Source organism: Variovorax paradoxus, assembly GCF_022009635.1.
Lineage (GTDB): Bacteria > Pseudomonadota > Gammaproteobacteria > Burkholderiales > Burkholderiaceae_C > Variovorax.
Genome location: NZ_CP091716.1, coordinates 4550091 through 4570867, shown reverse-complemented (window position 1 = coordinate 4570867; position 20777 = coordinate 4550091). Strand labels below are relative to the sequence as shown.

The window sequence follows — 20777 nt, the reverse complement described above, 5'->3', positions numbered from 1 at the left end:
CGGCAACGACTGCAAGGCGACAGTGGCATGGGCTCTCGAATGGCCATATTTAAACTGTCGAAATTCATCAAAATATCACATTGAGAAATCATCAAGCACTATTTGAAATTCAGATATTTCTATGAGAAACTCCGCCGCGCTGAGTGCATAGCGCACTAAATTACCGCCACAGCCCTAAAAGGAGAGACAAGCATGTCGGCAAATCCCGAGAACCTGTTCGGCTCGGCCGCGAATGACGCGGACGCCCAGGAGACCCGTGAATGGATGGATGCACTGTCTTCCGTCATCCAGAGCGAGGGTCCCGAGCGGGCCCACTTCCTTCTCGAGCAACTGCTCGAACATGCCCGCCAGAACACGGTCGACATGCCGTTCTCGGCCAACACGGGCTACGTCAACACCATCGAACCCTCCCAGGAAGCCCGCAGCCCCGGCAACCTGGAAATCGAACAGCGCCTGCGCGCCTACATGCGCTGGAACGCGATGGCGATGGTGGTCAAGGCCAACCGCCATCACCCGGCCGAAGGCGGTGACCTCGGCGGCCACATCGGCTCCTTCGCCTCGCTGGCCAGCATGTTCGGCGCCGGCTTCAACCATTTCTGGCATGCCGAGAGTGAAAACCACGGCGGCGACCTGCTCTACATCCAGGGTCACGTCTCCCCCGGCATCTACGCTCGCGCCTACCTCGAAGGCCGCCTCTCCGAAGAACAGCTGCTGAACTTCCGCCAGGAAGTGGACGGCAAGGGCCTGTCGAGCTATCCGCATCCCAAGCTGATGCCCGAGTTCTGGCAGTTCCCCACCGTCTCGATGGGCCTGGGCCCGCTGATGGCCATCTACCAGGCGCGCTTCCTCAAGTACCTGCATGCACGCGGCATTGCCAACACCGAGAACCGCAAGGTCTGGGTGTTCTGCGGCGACGGTGAAATGGACGAAGTCGAATCGCTGGGCGCCATCGGCCTGGCGGCGCGCGAGAACCTCGACAACCTGATCTTCGTCATCAACTGCAACCTGCAGCGCCTGGACGGCCCGGTGCGCGGCAACGGCAAGATCATCCAGGAGCTCGAAGGCGAGTTCCGCGGCGCCAACTGGAACGTCGTCAAGCTGATCTGGGGCAAGGGCTGGGACGCCCTGCTCGAGAAGGACCATGACGGCGCGCTGCGCAAGATCATGATGGAGTGCAACGACGGCGACTACCAGTCGTTCAAGGCCAACGACGGCGCCTACGTTCGCAAGAACTTCTTCGGCCGCGACCCGCGCACGCTGAAGATGGTCGAGCACATGACCGACGACGAGGTCTGGAACCTGCAGCGCGGCGGCCATGACTCGCAGAAGGTGTACGCCGCCTTCCATTCGGCCCAGAACCACAAGGGCCAGCCCACCGTGCTGCTCGTCAAGACCGTCAAGGGCTTCGGCATGGGCAAGATCGGCGAAGGCAAGAACACGGTCCACCAGACCAAGAAGCTCGGCGACGAAGACATCAAGGCCTTCCGCGACCGCTTCAACATCCCGATTCCCGACAGCCAGATCGCCGAGTTGCCGTTCTACAAGCCGGCCGACGACACGCCGGAAATGCGCTACCTCCACGAGCGCCGCAAGGCCCTGGGCGGCTACCTGCCGCACCGCCGCGTCAAGGCCGAGGAGAGCTTCACCGTGCCGTCGCTCGATACCTTCAAGGCGGTGATGGAGCCCACGGCCGAGGGCCGCGAGATCTCGACCACGCAAGCCTACGTGCGCTTCCTCACGCAGTTGCTGCGCGACAAGGCGCTCGGCCCGCGCGTCGTGCCCATCCTGGTGGACGAGGCCCGCACCTTCGGCATGGAAGGCCTGTTCCGCCAGATCGGCATCTACAACCCGCACGGTCAGCAGTACACCCCGGTCGACAAGGACCAGGTCATGTACTACAAGGAAGACAAGGCCGGCCAGATCCTGCAGGAAGGCATCAACGAAGCCGGCGGCATGTCCAGCTGGATCGCTGCCGCCACCTCGTACAGCACGAACAACCGCATCATGGTGCCGTTCTACGTGTACTACTCGATGTTCGGCTTCCAGCGCATCGGTGACCTGGCCTGGGCGGCCGGCGACATGCAGGCCCGCGGCTTCCTGCTGGGTGGCACTTCCGGCCGTACCACGCTGAACGGCGAAGGCCTGCAGCACGAAGACGGTCACAGCCACATCCTGGCCAACACCATCCCGAACTGCGTGAGCTACGACCCGACCTTCGCGCATGAAGTCGGCGTCATCCTGCACCACGGCCTCAAGCGCATGGTCGAGAAGCAGGACAACGTCTACTACTACATCACCCTGCTGAACGAGAACTACGCGATGCCAGGCCTGCAGCCCGGCACCGAAGAGCAGATCATCAAGGGCATGTACCTGTCGAAGCAGGGCCCCGCGCTCAAGGCCAAGGCACCCACGGTGCAACTGCTGGGCAGCGGCACCATCCTGCGCGAGAGCTTTGCCGCGCAGGAGCTGCTCGAGAAGGACTGGGGCGTGTCGGCTTCCGTGTGGAGCTGCCCGAGCTTCAACGAGCTGACCCGCGACGGCCAGGACGCCGACCGCTGGAACCTGCTGCACCCCGACCAGACGCCGCGCGTGCCCTTCGTGGCCGAGCAGCTCGGCGCGACCACCGGCCCGGTGGTGGCATCGACCGACTACATGAAGGCCTACGCCGAGCAGATCCGCCCCTTCATCCCGAAGGGCCGCACCTACAAGGTCTTGGGCACCGACGGTTTCGGCCGCAGCGATTTCCGCAACAAGCTGCGCGAGCACTTCGAAATCAACCGCCACTACATCGTGGTGGCCGCGCTCAAGGCGCTGAGCGAAGATGGCACCGTGCCGGTGGCCAAGGTGGTGGAAGCGATCAAGAAGTACGGCATCAATGTCGACAAGGTCAACCCGCTCTACGCCTGACCCTCAACAATCAACGAACGAAACGGCGCCTCACGGCGGGAGACAAACGATATGGCAGCAGTGGAAGTCAAGGTGCCGGACATCGGCGATTTCGATGAAGTCGCGGTGATCGAGGTGCTTGTGAAGGTGGGCGACACGGTCAAGGCCGAGCAGTCGCTCATCACGGTGGAATCGGACAAGGCATCGATGGAAATCCCGTCGTCCACGGCCGGTGTGGTCAAGGAGCTGAAGGTCGAGGTCGGCGGCAAGGTGAAGGAGGGCTCGGTGGTGCTCGTGCTCGAGGCCGAAGGAGCGGGTGCGGCTGCACCGGCGCCCGCCCCAGCCGCGGCTCCCGCCGCGGCAGCACCTGCGCCCGCGCCTGCAGCGGCCGCGCCGGCTCCTGCCGCCGCTCCCGCGGCGTCGGGTCCGGTCGAGGTCAAGGTGCCCGACATCGGCGATTTCAAGGACGTCGCGGTCATCGAACTGCTCGTGAAGGTCGGCGATACGGTCAAGGCCGAGCAGTCGCTCATTACGGTCGAGTCGGACAAGGCCTCGATGGAAATCCCGTCGTCGGCGGCCGGCGTCCTCAAGGAACTCAAGGTCAAGGTCGGCGACACGGTCAACATCGGCGACCTGATCGCCGTGCTCGAAGGCACCGCAGCCGCTGCGCCAGCGCCCGCACAGGCCGCTGCCGCCGCACCGGCTGCGGCAACCACCAGTGCACCCGCGCCGGCGGCCCCGGCACCCGCCGCGAGCCCGGCCGCTGCCGCCGCACCGCACGACCCGACCGTCGCGCCCAGCGGCAAGCTGCCGCACGCGTCCCCGTCGGTGCGCAAGTTCGCCCGCGAACTCGGCGTGCCGCTCGAAGAGGTCAAGGGTTCCGGTCTCAAGGGCCGCATCACGCAGGAAGACGTCCAGAGCTTCACCAAGGCCGTGATGAGCGGCCAGGTCAGCACCAAGGCTTCCGCGGCCAAGGCGCCGGCGGGTGGCGGCGACGGCGCTGCGCTGGGTCTGATCCCGTGGCCGAAGGTCGACTTCACCAAGTTCGGCACGGTCGAGCGCAAGGACCTGTCGCGCATCAAGAAGCTCAGCGGCGCCAACCTGCACCGCAACTGGGTGATGATTCCGCACGTCACCAACAACGACGAAGCCGACATCACCGAGCTCGAAGCCTTCCGCGTCTCCACCAACAAGGAGAACGAGAAGTCGGGCGTGAAGGTCACGATGCTGGCCTTCGTCATCAAGGCGGTGGTCGCGGCGCTGAAGAAATTCCCCGAGTTCAACACCAGCCTGGACGGCGACCAGCTCGTCTACAAGCAGTACTACAACATCGGCTTCGCGGCGGACACGCCCAATGGCCTGGTGGTGCCGGTGCTGAAGGATGCCGACAAGAAGGGCATCCTGCAGATCAGCGCCGAGATGGGCGAACTCGCCAAGAAGGCGCGCGACGGCAAGCTCGGCTCGGCCGACATGCAGGGCGGCTGCTTCTCGATCAGCTCGCTCGGCGGCATCGGCGGCACGCACTTCACGCCCATCATCAACGCGCCTGAAGTGGCCATCCTCGGCCTGTCGAAGAGCGCGATGAAGCCGGTGTGGGACGGCAAGCAGTTCGTGCCGCGCCTGACGCTGCCGATGTCGCTGTCTTACGACCACCGCGTGATCGACGGCGCCCTGGCTGCGCGTTTCAACGCCTACCTGGGGCAAGTGCTCGCGGACTATCGCCGTATCCTGCTATGACCACCGTAGTGGCCGTCCGCAAGGGCGGCCAGGTCACGATGGCAGCCGATTCTCTGGTGACCTTCGGCGACACGCGGCTTTCGCACCGCGCCGAAACGAACCAGAAGATCTTCACCGTCGAGGACGCGGCGGGCTCCAGCCTGTTCGCGATGGCCGGCGCCGCCGCGCACTTCCTGGTGCTGCAGCATGCGCTGGCCGCGCAACCGCGCGAGAAGCTGCTGTTCGGCAGCAAGCACGAGATCTTCCGCACCTTCACGATGCTGCATCCGGTGCTGAAGGACTCGTTCTTCATGCAGACCAAGGAAGACGACCACGAGCCCTACGAGTCGAGCCAGTTCACGATGCTGATGGCCAACCCGAGCGGCATCTACGGCATCTACAGCTACCGCGAGGTGTTCGAGTTCAAGCAGTTCTGGGCCATCGGCTCGGGACGCAGCTTCGCGCTCGGCGCCATGCACGCGGCCTATGACATCAAGTCGCGCAGCTCGCGCGACGTGGCGGAGGCAGGCATTGCCGCCGCCTGCGAATTCGATCGCAATTCGGCCCCACCGGTCGACGTTCTCACACTCAAACTGAAAGTGTCCAAATGAGCGAACAACAAATCAAGGTGCCCGACATCGGCGACTTCGACGAAGTCGCGGTGATCGAGGTGCTGGTCAATGTCGGAGACACGGTCAAGGCCGAGCAGTCGCTGATCACGGTCGAATCGGACAAGGCCTCGATGGAAATCCCGTCGTCCGCCGCCGGCGTGGTGAAGGCGCTGGCCGTGAAGGTGGGCGACAAGGTCAAGGAAGGCTCGGTCGTGCTGACGCTGGAAGTCGACGGCGCTGCTGCCCCCGCTCCGGCTGCGGCCGCACCGGCTCCTGCCGCTGCCCCCGCTCCCAAGGCCGCGCCGGCACCAGCCCCCGCTTCGGCGGCCGTGGCCGTGTCGAGCTATGGCGGCAAGGTCGATGTCGAATGCGACGTGGTCGTGCTCGGCGCCGGCCCCGGCGGCTACTCGGCCGCCTTCCGCGCCGCCGACCTCGGCCTGAAGGTGGTGCTGATCGAGCGCTACGCCACCCTCGGCGGCGTGTGCCTGAACGTCGGCTGCATTCCGTCGAAGGCGCTGCTGCACGTGGCGTCCGTCATGGACGAGGTCAAGCACTTCGCCGACCTGGGTGTGAGCTTCGCGGCCCCGACGGTCGACCGCGCCAAGCTGCTGGGCCACAAGAACAAGGTGGTGGGCAAGCTCACCAGCGGCCTCACGGCCATGGCCAAGATGCGCAAGGTGACGGTGCTGCGCGGCGTCGGCAACTTCATCGACCCGTACCACCTGGAAGTCGAGGAAACCTCGGGCACCAGCTGGGACACCACGGGCAGCAAGCAGACCGTGAAGTTCCGCAACGCGATCATCGCTGCGGGCTCGCAGGCCGTGAGCCTGCCTTTCATGCCGAAAGACCCGCGCGTGGTCGACTCGACCGGCGCGCTGGAGATGGGCACGGACCCCAAGCGCATGCTGATCCTGGGCGGCGGCATCATCGGCCTCGAGATGGGCACGGTGTATTCGTCGCTGGGTGCGCGCCTGGACGTGGTCGAAATGCTCGACGGCCTGATGCAGGGCGCCGACCGCGACCTGGTCAAGGTCTGGCAGAAGATGAACGCGCCGCGCTTCGACAACATCATGCTCAAGACCAAGACGGTCGGCGCCGAAGCCACGAAGGAAGGCATCAAGGTCACCTTCGAGGGCGAAAACGCACCGAAGGAACCGCAGGTGTACGACCTGGTGCTGCAGGCAGTGGGCCGCAGCCCCAACGGCAAGAAGATCGGCGCAGAGAAGGCGGGCGTCACGGTGAGCGACCGCGGCTTCATTCCGGTCGACATCCAGATGCGCACCAACGTGTCGCACATCTTCGCCATCGGCGACATCGTGGGCCAGCCCATGCTGGCGCACAAGGCGGTGCACGAGGCGCACGTGGCCGCGGAAGTCATCGCGGGCGAGCAGAAGGGCGACAAGGAGCTGTCCAGCGCGGCCTTCAACGCCCGCGTGATCCCGAGCGTGGCCTACACCGACCCCGAGGTGGCGTGGGTCGGCCTGACCGAAGACCAGGCGAAGGCCGAAGGCATCAAGGTCAAGAAGGGGCACTTCCCGTGGTCGGCCTCGGGCCGTGCCATCGCCAACGGCCGCGACGAGGGCTTCACCAAGCTGCTGTTCGACGCCGAGACGCATCGCATCCTGGGCGGCGGCATCGTCGGCACGCACGCCGGCGACATGCTGGGCGAGATCGCGCTGGCCATCGAGATGGGCGCCGACGAAATCGATATCGGCAAGACCATCCACCCGCACCCGACGCTGGGCGAAAGCATCGGCATGGCGGCGGAAGTGGCGCACGGCAGCTGCACCGACCTGCCGCCGGCCCGCAAGAGCTGATTGCCGGATGAAAAAGGGCGCTTGTCAGGCGCCCATAAAAAAAATCCCGCCGCGGCGGGATTTTTTTCGTCCTGAATTCCCGGAAAAGGGAGAGCGGGCTCAGTTGCCGCTGTGCGCGACGGCTGCCGCCTTCACTTCGTCCGTCGGGCCGGCCAGCACGCGGCGGGCACCGTCGAAGCGGCGTTGCCAGTAGCTGCCGTTCATGTCTTCCACGCGAACCTGGGCGCCGGAGCGGGGCGAGTGGATGAACTTGCCTTCGCCGACATAGATGCCGACATGGCTGAAGGCGCGGCGCATGGTGTTGAAGAACACGAGGTCGCCGGGCTTGAGCTGCTCGCGGTCGATCTTTTCGGTGGCGGCGGCCTGCTCTTCGGCACGACGCGGGAGCATGTGGCCCACCGTCTGGTTGTACATGGCACGAACGAAGCCGCTGCAATCGAAGCCTGCTTCCGCCGTGTTGCCGCCACGGCGATAGGGTACGCCGAGGAAGCCGATGGCGGTAACCACCAGGTCGGAGGTTCGTTCGGAGACTGTTTGACGGACCTGCTGCAGCTGGCCGATCAGGCCTTTGTCTGCAAGCATGCGGGCCATCTCGTCGTCAGATCGGTCCTGTTGGGGGGCTGCGTGGGCAGCGACGGCAAGCAGGAGGGACGCGGGTAGGACGAAAAAACGCATGGCGCGTAGGATATTGATGACGCGCGGTTATGTCAATTTAAACAGAATTAGCGATTGCCCGCGTAAACCATTGATTTACTTGGATTTTTTCTATTCGGCCAAAGAAAAAATGTAACGGTGAACGTTTATGGCCCATAAGTGGTTGTCACGAAATGGGCCTTCGACGTCGAGGTGAACAGCAGTAGAAACTGGTTCCGGTCGTCATTTCTCTCCAAGATGATGTCATCCAATAGGAAAAGACATGAACTTGCAGAGTAAAGCGCCGAAGCGTCTTCTTGGAATTTTTTCAGCCTTCATTGGGCTGAGTCTTGGCACCCAGGCTTTGGCGCAGATGCGCCCCGAGACCGTCGCTTCGGGCCTTGAAAATCCCTGGGGCATCGCCTTCCTGCCGGGTGGCCGCTTTCTCGTGACGGAGCGCCCGGGCCGGCTGCGTCTCGTGGCTGCGGACGGAAAAATCGGTGCGCCGGTCTCGGGTCTGCCAACCATTGCGGCAGGCGGGCAGGGCGGCTTGCTCGACGTGCTGGCCGACTCGGGTTTCGAAAAGAATCAGACCGTTTATTTTTGTTTCTCCGAGCCTGACGCCGGCGGCTCCGCCAACAGCACCGCATTGGCGCGCGCCAGGCTCTCGGCCGACGGCGCGAAGCTGGAGGAGATGAAAGTCATCTTCAGCCAGCAGCCCAAGGTGGCGAGCCGCAATCACTTCGGCTGCCGCATCGTCGAGGCGCGTGACGGCACGCTGTTCCTCACGCTGGGCGATCGCTTCGGCCGCAAGGAAGACGCGCAGAAGCTCGACAACCACTTGGGCAAGATCGTGCGCATCGCCAAGGATGGTTCCGTGCCCAAGGACAACCCCTTCGTCGGCAAGCCGGGTGCGCTGCCCGAAATCTGGAGCTACGGCCACCGCAATGGGCAGGGCGCGGCGCTCGCGGCGGACGGCCGCTTCTGGATGACCGAGCACGGCCCGCAGGGCGGCGACGAAATCAACATTCCGCTGGCGGGGCGCAACTACGGCTGGCCCGTCATCACCTACGGCGAGAACTATGGCGGCGGCAAGATCGGCGAAGGCATCACCACCAAGGAAGGCATGGAGCAGCCGCTGCACTACTGGGTGCCGTCGATCGCGCCGTCCGGCATGGCTTTTCTCTCGAGCAACCGCTACGGCGCGGCCTGGAAGGGCAACCTGTTCGTCGGCTCGCTCAAGTTCGGCTACCTCGACCGCATCGAACTGAAGGGCGAGAAGGTCGTGGCTGAGCACAAGCTCCTGGCCGATGGGCGGGCGCGCATCCGCGATGTGAAGCAGGGCCCCGACGGCCTGCTCTACGTGCTGACCGACGAAGCCGACGGCAAGCTGCTGCGCCTGAAGCCGAGCTGAGGCGCGGCCGTCAGCCGGGGCAGCCCGGCAGCGGCAGCGTCGGCAGCATGCGTTGCCACAGGCGTTTCCATTCGGGCCAGTCGTGACCGCCTTCGGTCGTGAAGACGCGTTCGGCGGGCAATGCCGCCGCAAGCAGCCGGTGGCTGAAGGCGAAACGGTCGTCCACGCCGTAGCCCAGATAGAGCGGCGGGCGCGGGGCCGCGGTCTGCGTGAAGCCCACGTAGCCGCGCAGCCATTGCCAGAGCTGCGTTTCGTTCGGCGTGCGGGGAATGCCTTCGCCCGGATCGGCCAGCGGGCCTTGCCACCGCGCGAGGCCGCCGGCATTGGCGATGTCGGTGCTCTGCGCCCGTTCGCCGAGGTAGGGCGCGAGCGTCACCACGCCGGAGAGTTCGCCGGGATGCGTCTGCGCATAGAGCAATCCGCCGAAGCCGCCGACCGAGATGCCGACGATCCAGATATGGCGATAGCCCTGCTGGCGTGCCGGCGCCATCACGTCGGCGCTCAGGCGCTCGAGGATGGTCTTGTTGTTGTAGTAGCCCAGGTGCGCGTCGACCAGCATCACGTCCGCGGCGAGCCGGGCGTCGCGTACGGCATCGACGAAGCCCTCGCGCGTGAACTCGTCGGGCGTGGAATAGGCGCCGGGCAGCATGACCAGCAGCGTGTCGATGTTGCGCGCGCAATTGCTCTTGTCGAGCGTGGTCGCCATCGGCACCGTGGCCTTGCGCACGCCGCCGCAGGCCGCGACGAGCAATGCCGCGCCGATTCCGAGGGCTACGAGGCAAAGACGTGTTGACGGCAGCTTCATGCGCCGCAGTTTAGGCGCGGCGGGACGCCGGCAGGTCGACCATCACGGGCTGGCCCGGCGTGGTGCAGCCGGTGTCGCAGCATTTGCCGGGCTGGCGATTGCGGGTGATGGCGCGGCCCGGGTCGTGCGGCGCGGCGGCTGGCGATCCGTCGGCGGCAATGCCGCGCTCGAGGATGCGCTCCACCAGCTCGACCTTGGAGCCCACCGGGTAGTTGCGCCAGATTTCCTGCTTCATGGCGGCCGGCGAGCCGCCGCCGTGCAAGCTGATCACGCTGTACCAGCCGCCCTGGTAGCCGGCCGTCAGGTCTTCGATGAAGCGGGCGGTCTCGATGCGCTGCTCGTAGGGGATGGCCGGGTTTGCGCGCAGCACGTCCGACAGGCGGGCCGCGGTCTCGGGGTTGTGGTCTTCGTCGGGCCCGGGCAGGGTGACGATGAGCCCGCCGCTCACGTAGTGCGCAATGCGGTGCATGTCGTAGATCTTCGTGGCCAGCAGCAGCTTGCCGATGTTGCTGAACACCGGGTCGGGCATGAAGACCTCGCAGTGTTCGTCGGCCTTGCCGTAGACGCTGGCCGCCACGCCGCAGGCGAAGAAGCTCTCGGTGATGGTGATGAGTTCGACCATCTGCTCGCGCAGGTGGCTTTCCTTGCCCGGGTCGAAGCCGTTGGCCTCGCACATCAGCGCGCCGGCGCCGATCAGCAGGTCGCCGAAACCCGCGCGGGCGGCGATGCAGCTGTGGCGGTGGTGCGTGGCGTAGCTGTAGGTCAGGTGGCCCGAGTGCTCCCATTCGCCTGCGTAGAACACGCGCTCCCAGGGCACGAAGACCTTGTCGAACATGCACACGCCGGTGCTCTGGCCGTACTTGCGGCTGAAGAGGGCGTCGCCGTGTTCCAGCTTTTCTCCGGGGCGTCCGGCGGAACGGGCGACGATGGTCAGGCCCGGCGCGTCCAGCGGCACGGCGCAGCAGACGGCGAAGTCGGCGTCTTCCTTGCCCATGTTGCGGCAGGGCATGACCAGCAGCTCGTGCACGTAGGGCGCGCCCGTCACGATGGCCTTGGTGCCCGAGATGACGATGCCGCGCGCGTTGCTCTCGACCACGTGCAGGTAGCTGTCGACGTTGGCCTGCTCGTGCGGCCGGCGGCTGCGATCGCCCTTGGCGTCGGTCATGGCGACGCCCAGCGTCAGGTCCTGGTCCTGCACGCGGTGCAGGTATTCGTGGAAGCGCGCGGTGTGCTCGGTGCTGCCGCGCGCATCGTCGATGCGGGCCGAGACCTGCGCGATGGCGTTGAGCGCGTCGTGCGTCAGGTAGCGCTGGGCGCAGCCGGTTTCCTGGCAGACCAGGCGCACCGCCTCCAGCTTGTTGAGCAGGTCGCCGGCGCTGGTGTTGATGTGCGACAGCCGGTTCACGCGCTTGCCGCTCGTGTGCTGCACCGCCGTCATCAGCGGTTCGTATTCCTTGCGCAGCGCGTAGTCGTAGGTGAGGGCGATGGCATTGATGCCGGGCTGAAAGGCGGCCTCGTCGGCCACGCTGTCGACGCGGCGGCCGTCCACGAAGACGGTGGGGCGATAGCGGCGCAGCGATTCGCGGTAGTCGGCACCGGGCATCAGCGTGGTGGCGGGGAGCGGGGCGTTCATCGTTTTCTGTCTCCTTGGTTTTGTGCTCGGAGGCAAAATTTGAACACTGTTTAATTTTTTGATCAATGCTCGAATTTTTGTATAGTCCCGCCCATGCATGCCAAGCTCCAACGCCGCCAGGCGCTCACCGATGCGCGCCGCGCCCTTGTGCTCGACGCCGCGCGCGCCGTGTTCCTGGAGGCCGGCATCGAGGGCGCGAGCATTCGCGAAATCGCGCGCAGGGCCGGCTACACGCCGGGCGCCATCTACTCCTATTTCGAGAGCAAGGAGGCGATCTACGGCGCGCTGCTCGATGAATCGATCCAGCGGCTGCAGACGGCGGTCGCCGATGCGCCGGCGTCCGAAGGGCGCCCCGACCTCACCTTGGCCGCGAAGGCGCAGGCCTGGTTCGACTTCTACGCCGCGAACCCGCGCGAACTCGATCTCGGCTTCTATCTGGTGCAGGGCATGCGCCCGCGCGGGTTGACCAGCGAGCTCGACCATGAACTCAACGACCACCTGCATCAGGCCCTTCGCCCCTGCGAAGACGCGCTGCAGGCCATGGGCCTCGATGCGGAAGCTGCCCTGCGGGAAAACACCTCGCTCTTCGCGCACGGCGTCGGCCTGCTGCTGATGCAGCACACCGGGCGCATCCGCATGTTCAGGCAGTCGGCCGACGCGCTGTTCAAGACCTACGTGGCGCAGCTCGTGGAGCGCGTTGCAGCCCAAGCGGGCAAACCCGGTCTTTTCAGTGGTACGGTTTAGCCCAATCTAAACCTCTACAAGAAAGAATCCGTTCATGCTGCTCGACGCTTCGCAATCCCAACTCGTGCTGGTCGACTACCAGGCACGGCTGATGCCGGCGGTCTTCGAAAGCGAGGCCGTTGCGAAGAATGCCGTGCGCCTCGGCCAGATGGCGAAGTGGGTCGACGTGCCGGTCTGGGGCACCGAGCAGAACCCGTCCAAGCTGGGCGAAAACCTGCCGGACATCCGCGCGCTGTGCAAGAAGACGCTGGCAAAGATGCACTTCAGCGGCGTGGAAGAGGGCCTCGGCGAATGGCTGCGAGCGCCCGCCAAGGCCGCGCCGCAAGGCAATGCCCGAAGCCTGCCGAAGCACCTGCAGAAGCCGCAAGCCGCGCCCGAAGAGCGCAACACCATCGTGATCGCCGGCTGCGAAGCGCACGTTTGTCTGCTGCAGACCGCGCTGGACCTGCTGGAAGACGAATTCGAAGTGTGGGTCGTCACCGACGCCTGCAGCTCGCGCACCGAGCGCAACCGCGACGCCGCGTTCGACCGCCTGGCCGGCGCGGGCGCGGAACTGGTCACGACCGAGATGGTCGGTTTCGAATGGCTGCGCACCGCCGAGCATCCGGCGTTTCGCGACCTGCAGACCCTGATCCGATAAGCCGGCGCGGCCAGTGCTGGGGCTTGGCCGGGTTGTACCGGCCGTCAGCTTGCTGCAAGATCGGTCTCCATAATTATGAATTCAGTTTTGGCGCGACAGCCAGAACGAAAACATAAAACGGAGACAAGTCAGATGAGCCGCTTCGAAGAGTTCTATCGCCAGTCCGTGGATGAGCCGGAGGCCTTCTGGGCCGAACAGGCGAAGCTGATCGACTGGCACACGCCGGCGCAGCAGATCCTCGACGCCAGCCAGCCGCCGTTCGCGCGCTGGTTCGTCGGCGGCACCACCAATCTTTGCCACAACGCCGTCGACCGGCACCTGGCCACGCGCGGCGGCCAGCCCGCGCTGGTCTTCGTTTCCACCGAAACCGGCGTCGAGAAGAGCTACAGCTTCGACGAGCTGCACGCCGAAGTGCAGCGCACCGCCGCCAGCCTGATGGAACTGGGCGTGGGCAAGGGCGACCGCGTGCTCATCTACATGCCGATGATTCCCGAGGCCGCGTTCGCCATGCTGGCCTGCGCGCGCATCGGCGCGATTCACTGCGTGGTGTTCGGCGGCTTCGCGAGCGTTTCGCTGGCCACGCGCATCGAGGACGCCGAGCCCAAGGTGATCGTGAGCGCCGATGCCGGCTCGCGCGGCGGCAAGGTCATCGCATACAAGCCGCTGCTCGACGAGGCGATCCGCCTTTCGAAGCACAAGCCCTCCGCGGTGCTGCTCACCGACCGCGGCCTCGCGCCCATGGACCTGGCGGCGGGCCGCGACCACCTCGCCGCCGAGCTGCGGCAGCGGCACATCGACGCCAAGGTGCCTTGCACCTGGATGGAATCGACCGATATCAGCTACACCATCTACACGAGCGGCACCACCGGCAAGCCCAAGGGCGTGCAGCGCGACGTGGGCGGCTATGCGGTGGCGCTGGCCGCCAGCATGAAGCACATCTTCGACGGCAGGCCCGGCGAAACCTATTTTTCGACCAGCGACATCGGCTGGGTCGTGGGCCACAGCTACATCGTCTACGGCCCGCTGATCGCGGGCATGGCGACCATCATGTACGAGGGCCTGCCCACCCAAGGCATCGACCGCCAGCCGGACGGCGGCATCTGGTGGCGCCTCGTCGAGAAATACAGGGTGACGGTGATGTTCAGCGCGCCGACCGCGGTGCGCGTGCTCAAGAAGCAAGACCCGGCATTGCTGAAAAAGTACGACTTGTCGACCCTGCGCGCGCTGTTCCTGGCCGGTGAACCGCTCGACGAGCCGACCGCCCGCTGGATCAGCGAGGGCCTGGGCGTGCCGATCATCGACAACTACTGGCAGACCGAATCGGGCTGGCCGATGATCACCATCGCCAACGGCGTGGAGGCCAAGGCCAGCAAGTTCGGCAGCCCGGGCGTGCCGATGTACGGCTACCGCATCAAGATCCTGCACGAGTCGACCGGCGAGGAACTGACCGGCGCCAACGAGAAAGGCGTGGTCGTGGTCGAGGGCCCAACCCCGCCCGGCTTCATGCTGACCGTGTGGAAGGACGACGCGCGCTTCGTCAACACCTACTGGAAAAGCGTGCCCGGCAAGATGGTCTATTCGACCTTCGACTGGGGCATTCGCGACGAGGACGGCTATTTCTACATCCTCGGGCGTACAGACGACGTGATCAACGTCGCGGGTCACCGCCTCGGCACGCGCGAGATCGAGGAGAGCATTTCGGGCCATGCCAACGTCGCCGAAGTGGCCGTGGTCGGCGTGGCCGATGCGCTCAAGGGGCAGGTCGCGATGGCTTTCGTCGTTCCGAAGGACGGAAAGGCCGTGGCCGACGCCGACCTGGCGCTCAAGCTGGAAGGTGAAATCATGAAGCTGGTGGCTGACCAGCTCGGCGCGCTGGCCCGTCCCGCGCGCGTGCGCTTCGTGAGCGGGCTGCCCAAGACGCGCAGCGGCAAATTGCTGCGCCGTGCCATCCAGGCCGTGTGCGAGCAGCGCGATCCGGGCGACCTGACCACCATCGACGATCCCGCCACGCTGCAGCAGATCAAACAGTTACTTTCTTCCGTCTGAGTTAGCGGGGGAGGGGGTTGCGTAGGTCCTTTGAATCGTCATATGGTTGACGTGGCACAATGCCAAGGTACTCAGGCCCTTCCCCAGCCACAGTCGCATCCGCCAATCGGTTCAGCCGTGTCGCGGAAGGTTTCTTAACCAGCTAGTGCTTCCTTCAGGGAAGCGAAGGTCAGCGGATCATGAGCGATTCATCGACGCCATCGGCGTACACCGCCTATCAAGGCAACACCTACCTCTTCGGCGGCAATGCGCCCTATGTCGAAGAGATGTACGAAAACTACCTCTCCAACCCCGGCAGCGTGCCCGACAACTGGCGTTCGTACTTCGACGCGCTGCAGAACGTCCCCGCCGCCGACGGCACGAACACCCGCGACGTCCCGCACCTGCCGGTCATCAACGCCTTCGCCGAACGCGCGAAGCAGGGCACGACCAAGGTCGTGCAGGCCAGCGGCGCCGACTCCGAACTCGGCCGCAAGCGCACCTCCGTCCAGCAGCTGATCGCCGCCTACCGCAACGTCGGCGCCCGCTGGGCCGACCTCGATCCGCTCAAGCGCGCCGAGCGTCCCGCCATTCCTGAACTCGAGCCCTCGTTCTACGGCTTTGCCGATGCCGACCTCGAAACGGTGTTCAACACGAGCAACACCTTCTTCGGCAAGGAGACCATGTCGCTGCGCGACCTGCTCAACGCCTTGCGCGAAACGTACTGCGGCACGATGGGCGCCGAGTACATGTACACCACCGACCAGAACCACAAGCGCTGGTGGCAGCAGCGGCTCGAAAGCGCCCGCACCAACCCCAAGCTGAGCGCCGAGCAGAAGAAGCACGTGCTGAACCGCCTGACGGCCGCCGAAGGCCTCGAGCGCTTCCTGCACACCAAGTACGTCGGCCAGAAGCGCTTCTCGCTCGAAGGCGGCGAAAGCTTCATCGTCGCGATGGACGAGCTGATCAACCAGGCCGGCGTCAAGGGCGTGCAGGAAATCGTGATCGGCATGGCCCACCGCGGCCGCCTGAACGTGCTGGTCAACTCGCTCGGCAAGATGCCGGCCGACCTGTTCGCAGAGTTCGACCACACCGCCCCCGAAGACCTGCCCAGCGGCGACGTCAAGTACCACCAGGGCTTCAGCTCGGACGTGACCACCCCCGGCGGCCCGGTGCACCTGAGCCTCGCGTTCAACCCCTCGCACCTTGAAATCGTGAACCCCGTGGTCGAAGGCTCGGTGCGTGCCCGCATGGACCGCCGCGGCGACCCGCTGGGCAAGCAGGTACTGCCCGTGATCGTGCACGGCGACGCCGCCTTCGCAGGCCAGGGCGTCGTGATGGAAACGCTGGCGCTGGCCGAGACCCGTGGCTACTCCACCGGCGGCACGGTGCACATCGTCATCAACAACCAGATCGGCTTCACCACCAGCGACCCGCGCGACAGCCGCTCGACGCTGTACTGCTCGGACATCGTCAAGATGATCGAAGCACCCGTGCTGCACGTGAACGGCGACGATCCCGAAGCCGTGGTGCTCGCCACCCAGATCGCCCTGGACTTCCGCATGGAGTTCCAGAAGGACGTGGTCGTGGACATCATCTGCTTCCGCAAGCTGGGCCACAACGAGCAGGACACCCCCTCGCTCACCCAGCCGCTCATGTACAAGAAGATCGCCCAGCACCCCGGCACGCGCAAGCTGTACGCCGACAAGCTGGCCGCTCAAGGCCTGGGCGACACGCTCGGCGACGACATGGTCAAGGCGCAGCGCGCCGCCTTCGACGAAGGCAAGAACACCGTCGACCCCGTGCTCACCAACTTCAAGAGCAAGTACGCCGTCGACTGGAGCCCGTACCTCAACAAGAAGTGGACCGATGCCGGCGACACCGCCATTCCCTCGAGCGAGTGGAAGCGCCTGGCCGAGAAGATCACGGCCGTGCCGCAAGGCTTCACCGTGCACCCGCTCGTGAAGAAGGTGCTGGACGACCGCGCGGCCATGGGCCGCGGCGACGTCAACATCGACTGGGGCATGGGCGAGCACATGGCCTTCGCCTCGCTGGTGGCCAGCGGCTACCCGGTTCGCCTGTCGGGCGAAGACTCGGGCCGCGGCACGTTCACGCACCGCCACGCCGTGCTGCACGACCAGAACCGCGAGAAGTTCGACACCGGCACCTACACGCCGCTGCAGAACGTGGCCGACAACCAGGCTCCGTTCGTCGTCATCGACTCGATCCTGTCGGAAGAAGCCGTGCTCGCGTTCGAATACGGCTACGCCTCGAACGACCCGAACACGCTCGTGATCTGGGAAGCCCAGTTCGGCGACTTCGTGAACGGCGCGCAAGTGGTGATCGACCAGTTCATCGCCTCGGGCGAAGTGAAGTGGGGCCGCGTCAACGGCCTGACCATGATGCTGCCGCACGGCTACGAAGGCCAGGGCCCCGAGCACAGCTCGGCACGCCTGGAGCGCTTCATGCAGCTGAGCGCCGACACCAACATGCAGGTGGTCCAGCCCACCACGGCCAGCCAGATCTTCCACGTGCTGCGCCGCCAGATGGTGCGCAACCTGCGCAAGCCGCTGATCATCCTCACGCCCAAGTCGCTGCTGCGCAACAAGGACGCGACCTCGCCGCTGTCCGAGTTCACCAAGGGCAGCTTCCAGACCGTCATTCCGGACAGCAAGGGCCTGAAGGCCGACAAGGTCAAGCGCCTGATCGCCTGCTCGGGCAAGGTCTACTACGACCTGGCCAAGAAGCGCGAAGAACTGGGCAACGAAGACGTGGCCATCATCCGCGTCGAGCAGCTCTATCCGTTCCCGCACAAGGCATTCGCCGCCGAGATCAAGAAGTACCCGAACCTCGTCGACGTGGTCTGGTGCCAGGACGAGCCGCAGAACCAGGGCGCCTGGTTCTTCGTGCAGCACTACATCCACGAAAACATGCAGGACGGCCAGAAGCTCGGCTACTCCGGCCGTGCCGCCTCGGCATCGCCGGCGGTGGGCTACTCGCACCTGCACCAGGAACAGCAGAAGGCGCTGGTCGACGGCGCGTTCGGCAAGCTCAAGGGCTTCGTGCTGACCAAGTAATACCTGTCCCTTTTCACACGAACACCTGAAGAACAAAACGGAGCTAACTCCACATGTCTATCGTAGAAGTCAAAGTCCCCCAGCTTTCCGAATCCGTGGCCGAAGCCACCATGCTCACCTGGAAGAAGAAGGCCGGCGAAGCCGTCGCCGTCGATGAAATCCTGATCGAGATCGAGACCGACAAGGTCGTGCTCGAAGTGCCCGCGCCATCGGCCGGCGTGCTGGCCGAAATCGTGCAGCCCGACGGAGCCACCGTGGTGGCCGAGCAGCTGATCGCCAAGATCGACACCGAAGGCAAGGCTTCGGCTGCCGCGCCGGCTGCTGCCGCAGCAGCACCCGCCGCTGCTCCGGCAGCCGCGGCGCCTGCCTCGGCAGCCGCTGCCACCGGTGGCTCGAAGGCCGACGTGGCCATGCCCGCCGCCGCCAAGCTGCTGGCCGACAACAACCTGAAGACCAGCGACGTTGCCGGCACCGGCAAGGACGGCCGCGTCACCAAGGGTGACGTGCTCGGCGCCGTTGCTTCGGGCGCCAAGCCCGCGGCACCTGCCGCCACCATCGCCGCGCCGGCTGCCAAGCCCGCGCTGCCGCAAGTCGCAGCGCCCACCGGCGCGCCCGACCTGGGCGAGCGTCCGGAACAACGCGTGCCTATGAGCCGCCTGCGCGCCCGCATCGCCGAGCGCCTGCTGCAGTCGCAGTCGACCAACGCCATCCTGACGACCTTCAACGAAGTCAACATGGCGCCCGTCATGGAACTGCGCAAGCGCTTCCAGGACAGCTTCACCAAGGAACACGGCGTGAAGCTCGGCTTCATGTCCTTCTTCGTGAAGGCGGCAGTGCACGCACTGAAGAAGTACCCGGTGATCAACGCCTCGGTCGACGGCAACGACATCCTGTACCACGGCTACTTCGACATCGGTATCGCCGTCGGTTCGCCGCGCGGCCTGGTGGTGCCGATCCTGCGCAATGCCGACCAGATGAGCTTCGCCGACATCGAGAAGAAGATCGCCGAGTTCGGCAAGAAGGCGCAAGACGGCAAGCTGGGCATCGAAGACATGACCGGCGGCACGTTCTCCATCTCGAACGGCGGCACCTTCGGCTCGATGCTCTCGACCCCGATCATCAACCCGCCCCAGTCGGCCATCCTGGGCGTGCACGCCACCAAGGACCGCGCCGTGGTCGAGAACGGTCAGATCGTGATCCGCCCGATGAACTACCTGGCCATGAGCTATGACCACCGAATCATCGACGGCCGCGAAGCCGTGCTGGGCCTGGTCGCCATGAAGGAAGCTCTCGAAGATCCGTCGCGCCTGCTGTTCGATATCTGATCCGGGAGAAAGAATCAGATGGCAAACAAGCAATTCGACGTCGTCGTCATCGGCGGCGGCCCCGGCGGCTACATCGCTGCGATCCGTGCGGCGCAACTCGGCTTCAACGTCGCCTGCGTCGACGAGTGGAAGAACGGCAAGGGCGGCCCGGCACCGGGCGGCACCTGCACCAACGTCGGCTGCATCCCCTCGAAGGCGCTGCTGCAGTCGTCGGAGCACTTCGACCAGGCCGGCCACCACTTCGCCGACCACGGCATCAAGGTCGAAGGCCTGGGCTTGGACATCGACAAGATGCTGGCCCGCAAGGACCAGGTCGTGAAGCAGAACAACGACGGCATCCTGTACCTGTTCAAGAAGAACAAGATCACGTTCTTCCACGGTCGCGCGTCGTTCGTGAAGACCGACGAAACCGGCTACGAACTCAAGGTGGCAGGCGCCACCGAAGAGTCGATCAGCGGCAAGCATGTCGTCATTGCCACGGGCTCCAACGCCCGCGCATTGCCGGGTGCCCCGTTCGACGAGGAAAACATCCTCTCGAACGACGGTGCGCTGCGCATCGGCGCGGTGCCCAAGAAGCTGGGCCTGATCGGCTCGGGCGTCATCGGCCTCGAAATGGGCTCGGTGTGGCGTCGCCTCGGCGCGGAAGTCACGGTGCTCGAAGCACTGCCGACTTTCCTCGGCGCGGTGGACGAGCAGATCGCCAAGGAAGCCAAGAAGGCCTTCGACAAGCAGAAGCTCAAGATCGAACTCGGCGTGAAGGTCGGCGAGATCAAGTCGTCGAAGAAGGGCGTGAGCGTTGCCTGGACCAATGCCAAGGGCGAAGCCCAGACGCTGGAAGTCGACAAGTTGATCGTGTCGATCGGCCGCGTGCCCAACACCATCGGCCTGAACGCCGAAGCCGTGGGCCTGAAGCTCGACGAGCGCGGCGCCATCGCCGTGGACGACGAGTGCAAGACCAACCTGCCCAACGTGTGGGCCATCGGCGACGTGGTGCGCGGCCCGATGCTGGCGCACAAGGCCGAGGAAGAGGGCGTTGCCGTGGCGGAGCGCATTGCCGGCCAGCACGGTCACGTCAACTTCAACACGATCCCGTGGGTGATCTACACCAACCCCGAGATCGCGTGGGTCGGCCAGACCGAGCAGCAACTCAAGGCCGCGGGCCGCGCCTACAAGGCCGGCACCTTCCCGTTCCTGGCGAACGGCCGCGCGCGCGCGCTGGGCGACACGACCGGCATGGTCAAGTTCCTGGCCGACGCCACGACCGACGAGATCCTGGGCGTGCACATCGTGGGCCCGCAGGCCAGCGAGCTGATCTCCGAAGCCGTCGTGGCCATGGAGTTCAAGGCGAGCGCGGAAGACATCGCGCGCATCTGCCATGCGCACCCGTCGCTGTCGGAAGCAACGAAGGAAGCCGCGCTGGCTGTCGACAAGCGCACGCTGAACTTCTGATC

The 20777-nt window shown here is 65.4% G+C and carries 14 protein-coding genes; 11 read left to right on the top strand and 3 right to left on the bottom strand.

Annotation, left to right across the window (positions count from 1 at the left end):
• Positions 1-192 precede the first annotated feature (192 nt).
• The 4 genes from aceE to lpdA (L3V85_RS21190) are packed head-to-tail and all read left to right on the top strand — an operon-like array spanning position 193 to position 7030.
• Entirely contained in the window at positions 193-2907 is a 2715-nt protein-coding gene (gene aceE / locus L3V85_RS21205; protein ID WP_237674682.1) for a pyruvate dehydrogenase (acetyl-transferring), homodimeric type, read from the top strand.
• Between the two features lie 51 nt (positions 2908-2958).
• Positions 2959-4623 carry a dihydrolipoyllysine-residue acetyltransferase gene (gene aceF, locus L3V85_RS21200; protein ID WP_237674681.1) on the top strand — a complete coding sequence of 555 codons (1665 nt, stop codon included), beginning with the start codon at positions 2959-2961 and terminating at the stop codon, positions 4621-4623.
• Positions 4620-5213 (top strand): MFS transporter, encoded by a 594-nt coding sequence (locus tag L3V85_RS21195; protein WP_237674680.1) that lies wholly within the window; start codon positions 4620-4622, stop codon positions 5211-5213. Before aceF ends, L3V85_RS21195 begins: the two co-directional genes overlap by 4 nt.
• Positions 5210-7030, top strand: a complete 1821-nt coding sequence (gene lpdA, locus L3V85_RS21190; RefSeq protein ID WP_237674679.1) for a dihydrolipoyl dehydrogenase — start codon at positions 5210-5212, stop codon at positions 7028-7030. The genes L3V85_RS21195 and lpdA (L3V85_RS21190) overlap by 4 nt, the downstream gene beginning before the upstream one ends.
• Positions 7031-7129: 99 nt before the next feature.
• Here the strand turns inward: lpdA (L3V85_RS21190) and L3V85_RS21185 are convergent, their stop codons facing one another.
• Positions 7130-7705, bottom strand: a complete 576-nt coding sequence (locus L3V85_RS21185; protein WP_237674678.1) for a C40 family peptidase — start codon at positions 7703-7705, stop codon at positions 7130-7132.
• Between the two features lie 331 nt (positions 7706-8036).
• On the opposite strand from L3V85_RS21185, the gene L3V85_RS21180 reads away from it, so the two are divergent.
• Entirely contained in the window at positions 8037-9077 is a 1041-nt protein-coding gene (locus L3V85_RS21180; RefSeq protein ID WP_237674677.1) for a PQQ-dependent sugar dehydrogenase, read from the top strand.
• 10 nt (positions 9078-9087) lie between these two features.
• On the opposite strand, the gene L3V85_RS21175 is transcribed toward L3V85_RS21180, so the two are convergent.
• Together L3V85_RS21175 and L3V85_RS21170 are read right to left on the bottom strand one after the other, a co-directional pair.
• Entirely contained in the window at positions 9088-9882 is a 795-nt protein-coding gene (locus L3V85_RS21175) for an alpha/beta fold hydrolase (RefSeq protein ID WP_237674676.1), read from the bottom strand.
• 10 nt (positions 9883-9892) lie between these two features.
• Positions 9893-11515, bottom strand: a complete 1623-nt coding sequence (locus tag L3V85_RS21170) for a 4-hydroxyphenylacetate 3-hydroxylase family protein (protein ID WP_237674675.1) — start codon at positions 11513-11515, stop codon at positions 9893-9895.
• 93 nt (positions 11516-11608) lie between these two features.
• Between L3V85_RS21170 and L3V85_RS21165 the strand changes: the two genes are divergently transcribed.
• The 6 genes from L3V85_RS21165 to lpdA (L3V85_RS21140) all read left to right on the top strand — a co-directional run bounded on the left by L3V85_RS21165 (position 11609) and on the right by lpdA (L3V85_RS21140) (position 20775).
• The gene (locus L3V85_RS21165) at positions 11609-12259 is read left to right on the top strand and encodes a TetR/AcrR family transcriptional regulator (RefSeq protein WP_237674674.1); all 651 of its coding nucleotides are present in this window, start codon (positions 11609-11611) and stop codon (positions 12257-12259) included.
• A gap of 34 nt (positions 12260-12293) precedes the next feature.
• Complete coding sequence (locus L3V85_RS21160; RefSeq protein WP_237674673.1) at positions 12294-12899, top strand: isochorismatase family protein; 606 nt, start codon at positions 12294-12296, stop codon at positions 12897-12899.
• 75 nt (positions 12900-12974) lie between these two features.
• On the top strand, positions 12975-14945 hold the full coding sequence (locus tag L3V85_RS21155; protein WP_272933928.1) for a propionate--CoA ligase: 1971 nt from the start codon (positions 12975-12977) through the stop codon (positions 14943-14945).
• A 179-nt stretch (positions 14946-15124) separates the two neighbouring features.
• A complete protein-coding gene (locus L3V85_RS21150; RefSeq protein ID WP_237674671.1) occupies positions 15125-18001 on the top strand; it encodes a 2-oxoglutarate dehydrogenase E1 component in 2877 nt (958 codons plus the stop codon).
• Positions 18002-18054: 53 nt separating this feature from the next.
• Positions 18055-19326 carry a 2-oxoglutarate dehydrogenase complex dihydrolipoyllysine-residue succinyltransferase gene (gene odhB, locus L3V85_RS21145; protein WP_237674670.1) on the top strand — a complete coding sequence of 424 codons (1272 nt, stop codon included), beginning with the start codon at positions 18055-18057 and terminating at the stop codon, positions 19324-19326.
• A gap of 18 nt (positions 19327-19344) precedes the next feature.
• A complete protein-coding gene (gene lpdA / locus L3V85_RS21140; protein ID WP_237674669.1) occupies positions 19345-20775 on the top strand; it encodes a dihydrolipoyl dehydrogenase in 1431 nt (476 codons plus the stop codon).
• Positions 20776-20777: the final 2 nt, after the last annotated feature.